Consider the following 14608-nt stretch of genomic DNA (forward strand, 5'->3'; position numbering starts at 1 on the left):
GATGGAACGACTACGAAAGAATGCTGCCGCCGAAGTCGTCGTCATCGTCGTCCTGCGTGCGGCGGCGGCGCGGGATCGGCTTCGGCTGAGGTGGATTCTGGGGCGGGTTCGCCTGCGCGGGCGGCGGAGCCGGATCGTCCTCCTCCGGACCGAAGCGGTGGTGCCGCTCGGGCTCCGGCGGTGCGAGGTCCTCCTCCGGCGGAGCTTCCGGGAAGGTGCTCTGCGCTTCCGCGATCACCCTGTTCGCCGTCTCGTCACCGGTGCCGACGGTCTCGGCCATCGCCGCCTGCAGCAGTTCCGGGATCCTCGACTGCGCGAGCTGGACGAGGCGCATGACCTGCGCCGAGACCTCCGCCATCCGTTTGCCGCTCGCGGCTTCGGAGATGACGAGGTTCGTGAGGAGGCCCTTCGAGTCGATGGTGACCTCGATGGTGTTGTCCTTCGACCGCTCGGTCACCGTCTGGCCCTGCATGCGGGCGGCCATCGCCTGATAGCGCGCGGCGGTCTCCTGGATCTGCTTCGTCCAGTTGTCCACCATGCGTTCGCTGGCGTCGACGTTGTCCGGCATCGGGACCCTTCCAAGCTGCGTGATGACGTCTTCACACTGACGGTTCGAAGACGCCACCGGTTCCGGTGTTGGCGCATTTTCGTCGAACAGCCTAGTGCTCGTCCGGTGTACCACCCCGGGACGACAAAGTCTGCCTCGTCACGCAGCGAAAGGGCCCCTCACCACACGAAGTGCGATGAAGAGCCCTTTCACGCCCTGCGGACTGCCGGGGTCAGAGGTTGCCTCGACGCTCCTGCTCACGCTCGATGGCTTCGAACAGGGCCTTGAAGTTGCCCTTGCCGAAGCCGAGCGAACCGTGCCGCTCGATGAGCTCGTAGAACACCGTCGGGCGGTCACCGATCGGCTTGGTGAAGATCTGCAGCAGGTAGCCGTCCTCGTCGCGGTCGACCAGGATGCGGTTCTCCTTGAGCAGCTCGATCGGCACGCGGACCTCGCCGATCCGCGCACGCAGCTCCGGGTCCTCGTAGTAGGAGTCCGGGGTGTCGAGGAACTCGATACCGGCCGCGCGCATCGCCTTCACCGTCGTGACGATGTCGTTGGTGGCCAGCGCGATGTGCTGGCAGCCCGCGCCGCCGTAGAACTCGAGGTACTCGTCGATCTGCGACTTCTTCTTCGCGACCGCCGGCTCGTTGAGCGGGAACTTGACGCGGTGGTTGCCGTTGGAGACCACCTTGCTCATCAGCGCCGAGTACTCGGTCGCGATGTCGTCGCCGACGAACTCCGCCATGTTCACGAAGCCCATGACGCGGCGGTACCAGTCGACCCAGTAGTCCATCTTGCCGAGTTCGACGTTGCCGACGCAGTGGTCGATGGCCTGGAACAGCCGCTTCGGCGCGCCCTCCGGGCGGACGATGGCGCTCTCGCGCGGCACGTAGCCGGGCAGGTAGACGCCGGTGTACTTCGACCGGTCGACCAGCGTGTGGCGGGTCTCGCCGTAGGTCGCGATCGCGGCGACGCGCACGGTGCCGTGCTCGTCGGAAACGTCGTGCGGCTCCTCGAGCACGGTGGCGCCCTGCGCGCGGGCGTGCTCGATGCACCGGTCGACGTCGGCGACTTCGAGGGCGAGGTCGATCACGCCGTCGCCGTGACGGCGGTGGTGGTCGAGCAGCGGGGAGTCGAGCTGGACGCCGCCGGTGATCACGAAGCGGGCCGAGCCGGACTTCAGCACGAACGACTTGCGCTCGAAGTTCCCGGTCTCCGGACCGGAGTACGCGACGAGCTGCATACCGAACGCGACCTGGTAGAACCACGCGGTCTGCGTGGCGTTGCCCGCGATGAAGACCACCGCGTCCATCGACTTCACCGGGAAGGGATCGGTCGACGAGTCGTGGTCGACGAGGCCGACGAGCTGACGCAGCTGGTCGTAGCTCACGTCGTCAAGAGCACCCTGGGGTTCCGCTGTGTGCGTCATGCCCTGAAGCATCGGAGCACGTGACAAAATGTGCAACGGTCAAAGATTTCACTGCGCACTATGACCAGTCGACGAGGGGTAGACGCAGTCAAAGTGGACAACCTGTTCAGGAGGTAGGCCCGATGTCGGAAGCGCTCGACGCACTGGACGCGCGGCTGCTGCTGTTGCTCACCGACTCGCCCCGGCTCGGCGTGCTCGAATGCGCCCGCCGTCTCGGCGTCGCGCGGGGCACCGTGCAGGCGAGGCTGGACCGGCTGACCGAACGCGGGATCCTCGGCGGGTTCCCGCCCGAACTCGACCTCGCGGCGATGGGATACGGCCTCACCGCGTTCGCCGTGCTGGAGATCGCGCAGGGCCGCCGGGCCGAGGTCGCGGAGGCGCTGTCCGCCATCGACGAGGTCTGCGAGGTCCACGCGACGACCGGGCAGGGCGATCTCTTCGTGCGGATGGTGGCGCGCAACAACGACGACCTGCAGCGCGTGGTGGACGAGGTGGTCGGCGCGCCGTACGTGCGGCGGACGTCGACGTCGATCGCGTTGTCGACGCCGGTTCCGCCGCGCGTACGGCCGCTGCTCGAACGGCTGGCGAGGAGCTAGCCCACCTGGCTCAGGTACCGCTTCGCCGACCGCTGGACGGCCTCATGCCCGTCCGTGCGGATGATCGCGTCCCACCAGGCGCCGTAGATCGCCTCGAACGCGTACGGTTCGAGCAGTTCGGCCGCGCGGCGGACGACCTCGGGGCGCTCCGGGATCAGGTTCGGGTAGCTGTACATCATGCCGACGAAGCGGCGGTCGGGGATGACCTGCAGGATGTCGCCCGAGAGCACCGCGCCGCGGCCGTTCTCCCCGGCGGGCCAGTGCAGCACGGTGCCGCCGGCGAAATGCACGCCGAGGTTGATGAGCCGCAGGCCGGGGGCGACGTCGAGGGTCGTCCCGCTCCACAGCTTGATCGCCGGATCCGGCCTGCCGATCCACTGCTGGTCGCCCTCGTGCAGGTAGATGGGCGCGTCGAAGGCGTGGGCCCACTCGACCATGGTGGTGTAGTAGTGCGGGTGGCTGATCGCGATGCCGGTGAGCCCGCCGAGGTCACGGACCTTGGCGACGAGGTCGTCGTCGATGAAGCCCGCGCAGTCCCACAGGAAGTTGCCGGATTCAGCCTTGACCAGCAGCGCGCGCTCGCCGATGGCGAAGTTGGGAGTGGACCCGACCCCGATGAGGCCGGGGCCCTGCTCCTCGATACGTGCCTGATACGTCCCGCTCGCGCGGACGGCGTTCAGATCGGTCCACCGCTGCCCGGCCTGCGGGATGTACTGACGTTCGTCCTCGCAGATCGGGCAGTCGGACCGGGGTTCCGCGTACTGCATGCCGCAGGCGACGCAGATGGGGTGTTCGCTCATCGTTTCCCTCCAGAATTCTCCGGAGGTCACGCTAACGGCTCATATGCGCGCCCGGCCATATCGGGCCGGGCGCGCGGAGTGGCTCACTTGCCGGTGTACGGCACGGCCTTGACGAGGGTCACCTTCTGGATGCTGCCGTTGGGCAGCTCGTACTCGCGGGTCTCGCCCTCTTTGGCGCCGAGCAGCGCCTTGCCGAGGGGGGACTCCGGCGAGTAGACGTCGAGGTCGCCCTCGGTGCCCTCTTCGCGGGTCGCCAAGAGGAAGTTCTCGTCCTCGTCGTCGCCGTCGTAACGCACGGTGAGGACCTTGCCCGGTCCGGCGCTGCCGTCGTTGGCGGGCGGCTCGCCCACCTTGGCCGAGCGGAGGAGCTCCTGGAGGTGGCGGATGCGGGCCTCGTGCTGGCCCTGCTCCTCACGGGCGGCGTGGTAGCCGCCGTTCTCCTTGAGGTCGCCCTCTTCCCGGCTGTCGTTGATCTTCGCAGCGATGACCGGGCGGAGCTCGATGTAGTGGTCGAGTTCCTGCTTGAGCCTGTCGTAGGCATCCTGGGTCAGCCAGGTCACCTTTGTGTCGCTCACGGTCACCATCTCCTAGTAGGGCCTGCCAGGCTTGGGTGTACAAGCCGGCCACCGGACCGGCATGGCGCGCCGGCCTGGCTGAGATAAAGGAAAAACACGGCCCGTCTTGGGCCGTGCCGGTAGATCAGAGTAACACGGCGCGAGGTATCGCCGCCGGTGGAATTCGGTCGCGCCTCGGCGTTGGGCGCCTGTTTCACCCCGTTGGCCGCTATGGCCTTGACAGGTACCGTGGTACGTCGTATGAGCACCCGAAGATATCAGCCGTGACCGGCTTTCCGATGCTCTTGATGGTGGTCGTCACCCGGCTGTTCTTCGAACCAGGCTGAACGAGGACCTCTTTACGGCCGCTTTCCGCGCCGGCCTTGTCACGGACCCGGACGACGCACACGCCGGGCCGGTTCACATCGTCCCTGGTCACGTTGATGGTGATCTCCATCGCGTCACCCGGCTTCTCGTCGAACGAGACGCGTTCGCCCTCGATGGGCGCGCTGCCGAAGTTCGTGTACGCGACATAGGCGATTCCGCCGCTGACCAGCAGCGCGATCACGCCGAACACCAGCCGCCGCCAGCGGGCGGGCTTCGCGGCACGGGTCTTGCCGTACCGATCTCCCGGCACGTCCGTCCGGGTGTTTTCCGCGGTGGGAGCGTCCTGTCCCGTGCTCAACCCGGGCCTCCCGGTTGGTGTCGTCGTGCTCGCAGGGACAATGGGGGCGTATGCGAGTGGTTCCCCTCGAGTATCCGCGCCCGGCCGGGCGGCCCGTCAGGCAGGGTCTGGAGGGGAATAGGGAACGAGAAGGGGACGTTCGGAGCATGGTGTCTGCCGATGAACCGCCGAAGTCACGCCTCCGCCTGATGGCGGTGCACGCGCACCCCGACGACGAGTCGAGCAAGGGTGCCGCCACCATGGCCAGGTACGCCGCCGAAGGGCACGAGGTCATGGTCGTGACCTGCACCGGCGGCGAAGCGGGCAGTGTGCTGAACCCGGCCATGGACCGTCCCGAAGTACTGACCAACATGACCGAGATCCGCCGGGAGGAGATGGCCCGCGCGGCCAAGATCCTCGGTGTGAGCCACACCTGGCTCGGGTTCGTCGACTCGGGCCTGCCCGAGGGCGACCCGCTTCCGCCGGTCCCCGAGGGCTCGTTCGCGGTCATCCCGCTCGAAGAGTCCACCGGTGCCCTGGTGAAGGTCATCCGCGAGTTCCGCCCGCACGTGATCGTCACCTACGACGAGAACGGCGGGTACCCGCACCCCGACCACATCCGCACGCACGAGATCTCGGTCGCGGCCTTCGACGCCGCGGGCGAGGAGGAGCGGTACCCGGAGGCAGGCGAGCCGTGGCAGCCGATGAAGCTGTACTACGTGCACGGGTTCTCGCGCGCCAGGATGACCGTGTTCCACGAGGCACTGCTCGCGCGCGGCCTGGAGTCGCCGTACGAGGAGTGGCTCAAGTCGTGGGACCCGGACAAGGCCGACGTCATGGAGCGGGTGACCACGCGCGTCGAATGCGGCGAGTACTTCGAGCAGCGTGACGAGGCGCTCAAGGCGCACGCCACCCAGATCGACCCGAACAGCCGCTGGTTCGCCGTCCCGCGCGACCTGCAGCGCGAGGTCTGGCCGACCGAGGAGTACGAGCTGGTCCGCTCACTGGTGGACAGCACCCTGCCGGAGGACGATCTGTTCGCCGGCTTGAAGGAGGGCTAGATGAGTTTCGTGGTGCCGGCGTTCGCCGTCGTTCCGGTGACGGTGTCGTCGCAGTTCCTGGCGCAGCAGCCGGGCAACGGCGACAACGGCGGCCAAGGTGAGGACTTCGGCAAGTCGTCGCCGGTGGGTTTCCTGATCCTGATCCTGTTCCTGATCGCCGTCGCGCTGCTGGTGCGGTCGATGACCAAGCACCTGAAGCGGTTGCCGGAGAGCTTCGACGAGCCCGCCGCTCCCGTGGAGGAGGCTCCCGCTTCGGAAGCCACCGAGGCTCCGAAGGCCGAGAGCGAGCCGGTCGCGAAGGCCGAGAAACCGACCGCCAAGTCCGACTGAGCGCTGCTATGAACGGTCCGTTCCTTGCAAATTTTGCAAGGAACGGACCGTTCATGGCATTTCCAAAGCGCGTCAGAGGCGCGGATCGACCGGATCCGACTCCAGCGCCAGCACGGCGAACACGCACTCGTGCACCCGCCAAAGCGGTTCCCCGCGCGCCAGCCGCTCCAGCGCCTCCAGTCCCAGCGCGTACTCGCGCGACGCCAGTGCCCGCTTCCGGTTGAGCCCCCGCTTGCGCAGGCGCGAGAGGTTCGCCGGCAGCGTGTAGTCCGGCCCGTAGATGATCCGCAGGTACTCGCGCCCGCGCACCTTCACCCCGGGCTGCACCAACCCGCGCGCGCCGCGCGTCAGGTTCGCCGCCGGTTTGACGACCATGCCCTCGCCGCCCGCGCCGGTCAGCTCCAGCCACCACTCGACGCCGCGTGCGACCGAAGCCGGGTCGGTGGTGTCGACGGCCAGTGTCCGCGTCCGCGTGAACCGGTCGCCGGTGAGCCGGTCCAGCAGCGAGAGATGCCACTCGTGCGGCCGGTCGTGGTACGCGTGGCCCTCCGACGCCAGGAGCTGGAACGGTGCCAGCCGGACGCCGTCGAGGCCGTCGGTCGGCCAGCAGTAACGCCGGTACGCCTGCCGGTACGCGTCCACAGTGGACTCGCGAGTCCGGGTGCGGGCCAAAAGTTCCGACACGTCGATCCCGCGAGCGGCGGCCGCGTCCAGCGACGCGACGGCGGCGGGCAGCACGGACTGCGCCGCCGCGCCGACGGCCGCGTACTGGCCCGAGATCAGCGACCCGGCCTTCGCGCTCCACGGCAGCAACTCCGTGTCGAGCAGCAGCCAGCCGGTGTCCAGTTCCTCGAACAGCTCCGACGCCGCTTCGCGCACATCGGCGAGCAGCCGCGCGTTCTGGTCCGGAGTGAAGAACGGACGGCCGGTGCGGGTGTAGATCGCGCCGGGCCCGTGGATCCCGAACCGCGCGGGAGCCACGTCGTCGTCACGGCACACGAGCACGACGGCCCGCGAGCCCATGTGCTTCTCCTCGCACAGGACGTGATCGACACCCGCCGCGCGGAACTCGGCGAACGCCTCCTCGGGATGTTCGAGGTAGCCGTCCGCGGCGGACGTCGAACACGGCGCCATGGTCGGCGGCAGGTACGGCAGCCAGCGCGGGTCGACGGCGAAGCGGCTCATCACCTCGAGCGCCGCCGCCGACTGTTCGGCGGAGACCCCCACCCGGCCGTGGTGCCGGGTCTCGACGATCCGTTTCCCGGTGACGTCGCCCAGTTCCAGCACCGCGGGCTCGCGTCCGCCCAGCGGCCGCGCCGGTTCGAGTGGCCGGGCCGGCTCGTACCAGACCTTCTTCGCCTTCACCGAGACGACTTCCCGTTCCGGGTAACGCAAAGCGGTCAGCTTGCCGCCGAACACGCAGCCCGTGTCGAGACACATGGTCCCGTTGATCCACTCCGGCTCCAGCGTCGGCGTGTGTCCATAAAGGACCATCGCCTTGCCGCGGTAGTCGCGCGCCCACGGCAATCGCACCGGCAGGCCGTACTCGTCGGTCTCGCCGGTGGTGTCGCCGTACAGCGCGGTGCTCCGCACCCGGCCGGACGCGCGCCCGTGGAACTTCTCGGGCAGGCCCGCGTGCGCGACGACGAGGTTGCCGCCGTCGAGGACGTAGTGCGCGATGAGTCCTTCGCAGAAGGCGTGCGCCTTCGCGCGAAACTCCTCGTCCTGCGCGGAAAGCTGCTCCAACGACTCCGCGAGGCCGTGCGTGGTCTTGACGTTGCGCCCGTTCAGCGCGCGGACCAGCTTCTGCTCGTGGTTCCCGCAGACGACCAGCGCGCTGCCCGCCTCGGCCATCGCCATCACGCGACGCAGCACGCCCGGCGTGTCGGGGCCGCGGTCGACGAGGTCGCCGACGAACACGGCGGTCCGTCCCTCCGGGTGCACGCCGTCGACGTACCCCAGTTCGGTGAGCAGTTCGTCAAGTTCCTCGCGGCAGCCGTGGACGTCGCCGATGACGTCGAACGGTCCGGTCAGGTCGCGACGGTCGTTGCGCAGCGGCTCGACGACGATCTCCGCTTCGGCGATCTCGGCCTCGCTCCGCAACACGTGCACGCGACGGAAACCTTCGCGCTCCAACGACTTCAGCGAACGGTGCAGTTCACCGCGCTGACGCCGGACGACGTGCTCGCCGAAGTCGCGGTCCGGCCGGGCCTCATTGCGTTCCTGGCAGACCTTCACGGGCAGATCCAGCACGATCGCCGTCGGAAGGACGTCGTACTCCTTCGCCAGCTTCAGCAGGCTCGCCCGCGACGCGCGCTGGACGTTCGTCGCGTCGATGACGGTGATCCGTCCCGCTTCGAGCCGCTTCGCCGCGACGTAGTGGAGCACGTCGAAAGCGGCGCCCGAGGCGCTCTGATCGTTCTCGTCGTCGGCCACCAGGCCGCGGAAGTAGTCGCTGGACAGTACTTGGGTGGGCGCGAAATGCGTCCGCGCGAAGGTCGACTTACCGGAGCCGGAGGCGCCGACGAGCACGACGAGGGACATGTCGGGAATGGTCAGTTTCATGCCATGGCCTCCTTCCGAGACGTGAAGACCGCCATTTGGGTCGGCGGTCCTGATTCCTGGGACTCCTGTCCCACCGGCAGATGGCGGACGTCGTAGCCGCGCCGTGCCGCGACTCCTTCGGCCCACGTGCGGAACTGCTCGCGTGTCCACTCGAAACGGTGGTCGGCGTGCCGGAACCGGCCTTCTCCGAGGAATTCGAAGTGCCGGTTGTACTCGGCGTTCGGCGTCGTGACGAGCACCGTCCGCGGCGCGGCGACCCCGAACACGGCGTGCTCCAGCGCGGGAAGGCGCTCCTCGTCGACGTGCTCGATCACCTCCATCAGCACGGCCGCGTCGTAGCCGGCCAGCGACGGATCCGCGTAGGTCAGCGCGGACTGCTTCAGGGTGATCCGCGACTTGTCCTTCAGTCGCTTTTCGGCGATGTCGAGCGCGCTCGCGGACACGTCGACACCGACGATTTCGGTGAACGACGGCTCCTTCTGCAGCACGCGCAGCAACGCGCCACCACCGCAGCCGAGGTCGAGCACGCGCCGCGCGCCCGCCGCCCGGAGCGCCGCGAGCACACTGCCCTGACGCTGGACGGCCAGCGGTTCGGGCCGGTCCGGCTGCTCGGTGACCCTGGCCTCGGCTTCGGCGGGCACGTCGTCCGCCTCGGCGAGCCGGTCGAGCGCGTACGAGACGATCGGGCGACGGCGTTCGAGGTACCGGTTGGTGATCAGGTCGCGTTCCGGATGCGCGGCGAGCCAGCCTTCGCCGACACGCAGCAGCTTGTCCGCTTCGTCCTGGCCGATCCAGTAGTGCTTGTCGCCGTCGAGGGCGGGCAGCAGGACGTACAGGTGCCGCAACGCGTCGACGACGCGCTGAGTGCCGGTCAGCCGGAGGTCGACGTAGCGGGAATCGCCCCACCGCGGGAACTCGGGGTCGAGCGGGATGACCTTCGCCTCGACCTGCCAGCCGAGCGGTTCGAAGAGCTTGTGGACGACCTCGGCGCCGCCGCGCGCGGTCAGCGACGGGACCCGGATCTCCAGGTCGAAGCGCTCGTCGACGAGTTCCGGCCGGTTCGCGCACCGGCCTGCCAGCGCCGTGGTGAAGGCGGCCCGCAGCGCCACCGCCAGGTACGAGCCGCCCGCGTACGGACGGTCGTTGACGTACTGGGTCAGCGACGTGCCACCACCGCGCACGAGGTCGACCGGGTCGATCTCGACCAGCAACGCGACGGTGCAGCGTTCGTTGGACGCCTCCGGGTAGAAGACGTGCGCCGTCCCGGCCGAGAGCGTGAGCGATTGCGCCTTCTCCGGATGCTTGTGCAGGAGAAAGCCGAGGTCGGTGGCCGGGTTCCGGGTGGTGGTGATGGTCAAGAGCACCGGACGAGTGTCGCGCAGACGGCCGTTCTGCGCGCCCGCTTTTCCGCATGCGACCCTGGTGACATGTCGAACCGCCTGAAGGCCGCGACCAGTCCGTACCTGCTGCAGCACGCCGAGAACCCGGTGGACTGGTGGCCTTGGGGTGAGGAGGCGCTGGCGGAGGCGAAGCGGCGGAACGTGCCGATCCTGCTCTCGGTCGGCTACGCCGCTTGCCACTGGTGCCACGTCATGGCGCACGAGTCCTTCGAGGACGAAGCCACCGCGACGCTGATGAACGCGAACTTCGTCAACATCAAGGTGGACCGCGAGGAGCGCCCGGACATCGACTCGGTGTACATGGCGGCCACGCAGGCGATGACCGGTCAGGGCGGCTGGCCGATGACGTGTTTCCTGACGCCGGAGGGGGAGCCGTTCCATTGCGGCACCTACTATCCGCCGTCGCCGCGACCGGGGATGCCGTCGTTCTCGCAGCTGCTCGTCGCGGTCGCCGAGGCCTGGGGCGAGCGCCCGGACGAGCTGCGTTCCGGCGCCCGGCAGATCATCGCCCACCTCACGGAGAAGAGCGGGCCGCTGCCCGAGTCCGTTGTGGACGGTGCGGCGCTGGACGCCGCGGTCGCCACGCTGCGCAAGGAGTTCGACACCGGGAACGGCGGATTCGGGGGAGCGCCGAAGTTCCCGCCGACGATGGCGTTGAACTTCCTGCTCCGCCACCACGAGCGCACCGGCGCTGACCTCGCCATGGTGGGGCACACCGCCGAGGCCATGGCGCTGGGCGGTCTCAACGACCAGCTCGCGGGTGGTTTCGCGCGGTACTCGGTCGACGCGCGCTGGGAAGTGCCGCATTTCGAGAAGATGCTGTACGACAACGGTTTGCTCCTGCGGTTCTACGCGCAGTTCCACGGCGTGACCGGGCACGAGTACGCGCGGCGGGCGGTCGAGGAGACGGCGGAGTTCCTGCTGCGCGACCTCGGGACGGCCGAGGGCGGTTTCGCCGCGTCGCTCGACGCGGACACCGATGGCGTCGAAGGGCTCACTTATGTCTGGACGCCCGCGCAGCTCACCGAAGTCCTCGGCGAGGAGGACGGTGCCTGGGCGGCCGAGTTGTTCCAGGTGACCGAGCGGGGCAATTTCGAGCACGGCGCCTCGACGCTGCGGCTGCGCGAACCGCATCCAGAGGACGAAACGCGTTATGAGCGAGTTCGCCGTGCGTTGCTGGCCGCGCGAAACGAGCGACCGCAGCCCGCCCGCGACGACAAGGTGATCGCCGCGTGGAACGGGCTCGCGATCGGCGCGCTCGCCAAGGCGGGCTCGCGGCTCGATCGTCCACAGTGGATCGAAGCGGCGGCTCGCGCGGCGGCCTTCCTGATGGACACCCATTTCGTGGACGGACGCCTGCGCCGGACCTCCCGCGACGGCGTCGTCGGCACGACGGCCGGGGTGCTGGAGGACTACGCGTGCCTCGCCGAGGGGCTGCTCGAACTCCACCAGGCGACCGGCGAGCCGCGGTGGCTCGCCGACGCCGTCACCTTGCTGGACCTGGCGCTGGCCCATTTCGGCGTCCCGGACTCGGCGGGCGCGTACTACGACACCGCCGACGACGCGGAAGTCCTGGTGCAGCGGCCTTCCGACCCGACCGACAACGCGAGCCCGTCGGGAGCCTCGGCCTTGGCGAACGCCCTGCTGACGGCGTCGGTCCTGGCCGGGCACGACCGGGTGGGCCGCTACCGCGAGGCGGCCGAGCAGGCGCTCGCCCGGGCGGGACGGCTCGCCGCCCACGCGCCGCGGTTCGCCGGGCACTGGCTCACCGTGGCCGAAGCCGCCGCTGCCGGTCCGGTGCAGGTCGCCGTCGTCGGGCCGGACGCCGCTTCACGCGCGGATTTGCTGGCCGCGGCGGTCGCGTCGCTGCCAGACGGTGCCGTCGTCGTGAGCGGGACTCCGGATGCCGACGGGGTGCCGCTGCTGGCCGATCGGCCCCTGGTCGATGGCGCCGCAGCCGCGTACGTGTGCCGCGGTTACGTCTGCGAGCGGCCCGTCACCACCGCCGGCGACCTGCGGTCTCAGCTCACCAATCCCACGCCATAGGGGCGAAGCCGCCGCCGGTCTGCGGTGCGCCTGCCGGTTTCACGGTGACCTGAGGCTTCGGTTTCGGAGTGGGTTTCGGCGGCTTCGTGGTGCTGGACGGCGGGACTCCGGTCACCGTGAACGTCCGGGTCGACTTGCGTCCGTCCGTGCAGCTGAGCGTCGCGACGTACTTGCCCGGCGTCTTCACCACGCGCCCGTATCCGCCGTATTTCCCGAAGTTCCCGCCGATGGTCCAGCCGATCGATTCGGCGAGCCCCGGCGAAGTCACCGGGCCCGCCGGGACACAACCGCCCGCGCCCGCCCTCGTTTCGGCGTAGATCTGCTCGCCCGGCCCGAGCGGGGTCGGGCCGAGGTACCAGCTGGGATCGGTGGCCGCGGCGGCCGGCCCGACCACCGCCAGCTGGGCGGCTCCGAGTACGAGAGCGCCGATCATGACCTTCTTCAGCATGAGGTTCCCCTTCCTCGTCGGCTGCTAGGAGGAACACGTCCGCGCAGGTCATCAGGTTGCCCCGGGTTTCGCCGGGGGAGAACACACGTGAGTTTCAGCTGTTGCGGGCGTAGCGTCAGTAGCGTTGTAATCATGTAATTAAGGAGGCGGGTCAGATGGGACGCGGAAGCTGGAAGGGCCGGGGCGGCTGGCAGCAGGCGGACATCCCGGCGGCGGACGACGCGGCCGCGTGGTTCGGCGGCAGGCTCCCCGACGGCTGGTTCACCGCCGACCCCGAGGTCACGGTGGATCGGGAAGAGATCGTCATCGTCGGTGAACTCCAGCCGCTCACCGGCGAGTACGCCGACGACGCGGCCCGCGCGGCGGCCGAGGACGGCCGGATCAGCCGGTTCCGCGAGGAAACCCGCGACGAGCGGATCGAGATCGCGCGCCAGGCCGAGCACCGCTATCAGCGCAAGGTCGCCTGGGGCGCGAGCCTCGGCGGCACGCGGCGGCTGTTCACCACGCATTCGGCACCGGTCATGACCAGGCTGCGGCAGCCGGAACGCCTGGTGCTCGACACCCTCGTCGACGCGGGGGTCGCCCGGTCGCGGTCGGAGGCACTCGCCTGGGCGGTCCGGCTGGTCGGGGAGCACGCGGACGCCTGGCTGGCCGAGCTCCGGGAGGCGATGACCAAGGTCGACGATCTCCGCTCACAGGGACCGGATCTTTCCTGAGGCCGGGGTCCGCCCGTAGAGTCGGGATTCCGCCGTCTTCACCGAAGTCCTCTTGCGAAAGAAGGCGTCATGGACGGCAGATTCTCCCGGCGTCGGCTGATCAAGGGCGGTCTCGTGGTGGCCGCGAGCCCACTGCTCGCGCCCACCGCCTCGGCGGCCCCGGCCCTGCCCTGGCCCGCGGCCGAAGACATCGTCGCGCGGACGAAACGGCCGGTCTTCCCGGACCGGATCTTCCCGGTGCTCGATTTCGGCGCCAGGGGTGACGGGAAGACCGACAACACCGCGGCGATCAGGAAGGCGATCGAGACGGCCAACGCGTGCGGCGGCGGGCACGTCGTCGTGCCGAAGGGCACCTTCGTCACCGGTGCGGTGTACCTCAAGAGCAACGTGGACCTGCATCTCGCGGCGGGCGCCGTGCTCGCCTTCGGTTCCGACGCCTCGAAGTTCCCGAACGTGCTCACCCGCTACGAGGGCATCGAGTGCGTGAACCGGTCGCCGATGATCTACGCGTACAAGGAATCCAACATCGCGGTGACCGGCAAGGGCACCCTCGGCGCGGCGGGCACGGCGTCCTGGAACAAGGGCAAGGATCGCGAATACCTGGAATCGCTGGTGGCCAAGGGAATCCCGCCGGAGCGGCGGATCGTTCCCGGCTCCGGGCACGCCATGCGCTCCACGTTCGTCGAGCCGTACTCGTGCGACACCGTGCTCATCGAAGGGATCACGCTGAAGAACCCGATGTTCTGGCAGCTGCATCCCACGCTGTGCCGGAACGTCACGATCGACGGCGTCCGCACGGACGCGAGCACCGCGCACTCGAACACCGACGCCTGCGATCCGGAGTCCTGCGACCACGTCGTGATCGTGAACTCCCACCTCGGCGCGCACGACGACAACATCGCGCTGAAATCGGGCCGGGACGCCGACGGCCGCAGGATCGGCGTGCCGTGCCAGAACATCGTCGTCGCGAACTGCGTGATGGACGGCAACTGGGGCGCGATCACCTGCGGCAGCGAACAGACCGGCGGCATCCGGAACGTCTACGCGCACAAGCTCACCGTCACCGGCGAGACGAAGTACGGGCTGTACGTCAAGTCGAACACCTTGCGCGGCGGGTTCACCGAGAACGTGAACCTCGCTCACGTCTCCGGCACGTTCGTCCGCTCGGTCGTGTACGTGCTGCCGGACTACAACGGACAGACCGGCGCGTACGTCCCCCGGTTCGGGCCCTTCACCCTCAGCCGTTCCCGAAGCACGAAATGCGGGCAAGCGGCGTTCAACGTCCGAGGGTTGCCCAACTCACACGTTCGGGGTCTGCGGGTCAGTGATTGCCGCTTCGACGGCGTCGCGAACACGGAGAACACCCTGAAACACGTCGACGACCTGCGGTTCGAGAACACGACGATCAACGGGGAACCGGTCTGATTCGTCCTGCACTTCCCGATGCGG

At 69.0% G+C, this 14608-nt stretch carries 14 protein-coding genes; 6 read left to right on the top strand and 8 right to left on the bottom strand.

The annotated features are described in order from the left end of the window. Positions 1–10: 10 nt before the first annotated feature. Positions 11–568: a YbaB/EbfC family nucleoid-associated protein gene (locus AVR91_RS39395; protein WP_063277623.1), complete on the bottom strand. Its 558-nt coding sequence runs from the start codon at positions 566–568 to the stop codon at positions 11–13. A 211-nt stretch (positions 569–779) separates the two neighbouring features. Beyond that, positions 780–1979: a 4-hydroxyphenylpyruvate dioxygenase gene (hppD, locus tag AVR91_RS39400; RefSeq protein ID WP_063277673.1), complete on the bottom strand. Its 1200-nt coding sequence runs from the start codon at positions 1977–1979 to the stop codon at positions 780–782. A 122-nt stretch (positions 1980–2101) separates the two neighbouring features. On the opposite strand from hppD, the gene AVR91_RS39405 reads away from it, so the two are divergent. Continuing rightward, positions 2102–2575 (top strand): Lrp/AsnC family transcriptional regulator, encoded by a 474-nt coding sequence (locus AVR91_RS39405; RefSeq protein ID WP_038508367.1) that lies wholly within the window; start codon positions 2102–2104, stop codon positions 2573–2575. Here AVR91_RS39405 and AVR91_RS39410 read toward each other — a convergent pair. The 3 genes from AVR91_RS39410 to AVR91_RS39420 form a co-directional block, all read right to left on the bottom strand. Further along, complete coding sequence (locus AVR91_RS39410; RefSeq protein WP_063277622.1) at positions 2572–3375, bottom strand: MBL fold metallo-hydrolase; 804 nt, start codon at positions 3373–3375, stop codon at positions 2572–2574. The two genes, AVR91_RS39405 and AVR91_RS39410, sit on opposite strands and share 4 nt — an antisense overlap. Before the next feature lie 83 nt (positions 3376–3458). After that, positions 3459–3959: a transcription elongation factor GreA gene (gene greA / locus AVR91_RS39415; RefSeq protein ID WP_016337198.1), complete on the bottom strand. Its 501-nt coding sequence runs from the start codon at positions 3957–3959 to the stop codon at positions 3459–3461. Between the two features lie 199 nt (positions 3960–4158). Further along, a complete protein-coding gene (locus tag AVR91_RS39420; protein ID WP_063277621.1) occupies positions 4159–4614 on the bottom strand; it encodes a DUF4307 domain-containing protein in 456 nt (151 codons plus the stop codon). Positions 4615–4760: 146 nt separating this feature from the next. Here AVR91_RS39420 and mca point away from each other — a divergent pair, with 146 nt between their 5' ends. Beyond that, on the top strand, positions 4761–5654 hold the full coding sequence (gene mca, locus AVR91_RS39425; RefSeq protein WP_063277620.1) for a mycothiol conjugate amidase Mca: 894 nt from the start codon (positions 4761–4763) through the stop codon (positions 5652–5654). Next, entirely contained in the window at positions 5655–5984 is a 330-nt protein-coding gene (locus AVR91_RS39430; RefSeq protein WP_063277619.1) for a hypothetical protein, read from the top strand. Positions 5985–6056: 72 nt separating this feature from the next. Here AVR91_RS39430 and AVR91_RS39435 read toward each other — a convergent pair whose 3' ends face one another. Next, complete coding sequence (locus tag AVR91_RS39435; RefSeq protein ID WP_063277618.1) at positions 6057–8549, bottom strand: polynucleotide kinase-phosphatase; 2493 nt, start codon at positions 8547–8549, stop codon at positions 6057–6059. Next, positions 8546–9913 carry a 3' terminal RNA ribose 2'-O-methyltransferase Hen1 gene (locus AVR91_RS39440; RefSeq protein WP_063277617.1) on the bottom strand — a complete coding sequence of 456 codons (1368 nt, stop codon included), beginning with the start codon at positions 9911–9913 and terminating at the stop codon, positions 8546–8548. Before AVR91_RS39440 ends, AVR91_RS39435 begins: the two co-directional genes overlap by 4 nt. A gap of 63 nt (positions 9914–9976) precedes the next feature. On the opposite strand from AVR91_RS39440, the gene AVR91_RS39445 reads away from it, so the two are divergent. Then, a complete protein-coding gene (locus AVR91_RS39445) occupies positions 9977–11995 on the top strand; it encodes a thioredoxin domain-containing protein (protein ID WP_063277616.1) in 2019 nt (672 codons plus the stop codon). On the opposite strand, the gene AVR91_RS39450 is transcribed toward AVR91_RS39445, so the two are convergent. Further along, complete coding sequence (locus AVR91_RS39450; protein WP_063277615.1) at positions 11976–12443, bottom strand: hypothetical protein; 468 nt, start codon at positions 12441–12443, stop codon at positions 11976–11978. The two genes, AVR91_RS39445 and AVR91_RS39450, sit on opposite strands and share 20 nt — an antisense overlap. Positions 12444–12598: 155 nt before the next feature. Between AVR91_RS39450 and AVR91_RS39455 the strand changes: the two genes are divergently transcribed. Further along, positions 12599–13159, top strand: coding sequence for a hypothetical protein (locus AVR91_RS39455; protein ID WP_063277614.1), 561 nt, complete (start codon positions 12599–12601; stop codon positions 13157–13159). Between the two features lie 69 nt (positions 13160–13228). Beyond that, a complete protein-coding gene (locus AVR91_RS39460; RefSeq protein WP_063277613.1) occupies positions 13229–14584 on the top strand; it encodes a glycoside hydrolase family 28 protein in 1356 nt (451 codons plus the stop codon). The last annotated feature ends 24 nt before the right edge of the window (positions 14585–14608 follow it).

Source organism: Amycolatopsis keratiniphila subsp. keratiniphila, assembly GCF_001620365.2.
GTDB lineage: Bacteria > Actinomycetota > Actinomycetes > Mycobacteriales > Pseudonocardiaceae > Amycolatopsis > Amycolatopsis keratiniphila.

What these genes read in the sequence shown, in the direction of transcription:
- AVR91_RS39395 (WP_063277623.1), bottom strand. Translation starts at nt 568, where the DNA reads ATGCCGGACAACGTCGACGCCAGCGAACGCATGGTGGACAACTGGACG.
- hppD (WP_063277673.1), bottom strand. Translation starts at nt 1,979, where the DNA reads ATGACGCACACAGCGGAACCCCAGGGTGCTCTTGACGACGTGAGCTAC.
- AVR91_RS39405 (WP_038508367.1), top strand. Translation starts at nt 2,102, where the DNA reads ATGTCGGAAGCGCTCGACGCACTGGACGCGCGGCTGCTGCTGTTGCTC.
- AVR91_RS39410 (WP_063277622.1), bottom strand. Translation starts at nt 3,375, where the DNA reads ATGAGCGAACACCCCATCTGCGTCGCCTGCGGCATGCAGTACGCGGAA.
- greA (WP_016337198.1), bottom strand. Translation starts at nt 3,959, where the DNA reads ATGGTGACCGTGAGCGACACAAAGGTGACCTGGCTGACCCAGGATGCC.
- mca (WP_063277620.1), top strand. Translation starts at nt 4,761, where the DNA reads ATGGTGTCTGCCGATGAACCGCCGAAGTCACGCCTCCGCCTGATGGCG.
- AVR91_RS39430 (WP_063277619.1), top strand. Translation starts at nt 5,655, where the DNA reads ATGAGTTTCGTGGTGCCGGCGTTCGCCGTCGTTCCGGTGACGGTGTCG.
- AVR91_RS39435 (WP_063277618.1), bottom strand. Translation starts at nt 8,549, where the DNA reads ATGAAACTGACCATTCCCGACATGTCCCTCGTCGTGCTCGTCGGCGCC.
- AVR91_RS39445 (WP_063277616.1), top strand. Translation starts at nt 9,977, where the DNA reads ATGTCGAACCGCCTGAAGGCCGCGACCAGTCCGTACCTGCTGCAGCAC.
- AVR91_RS39450 (WP_063277615.1), bottom strand. Translation starts at nt 12,443, where the DNA reads ATGCTGAAGAAGGTCATGATCGGCGCTCTCGTACTCGGAGCCGCCCAG.
- AVR91_RS39455 (WP_063277614.1), top strand. Translation starts at nt 12,599, where the DNA reads ATGGGACGCGGAAGCTGGAAGGGCCGGGGCGGCTGGCAGCAGGCGGAC.
- AVR91_RS39460 (WP_063277613.1), top strand. Translation starts at nt 13,229, where the DNA reads ATGGACGGCAGATTCTCCCGGCGTCGGCTGATCAAGGGCGGTCTCGTG.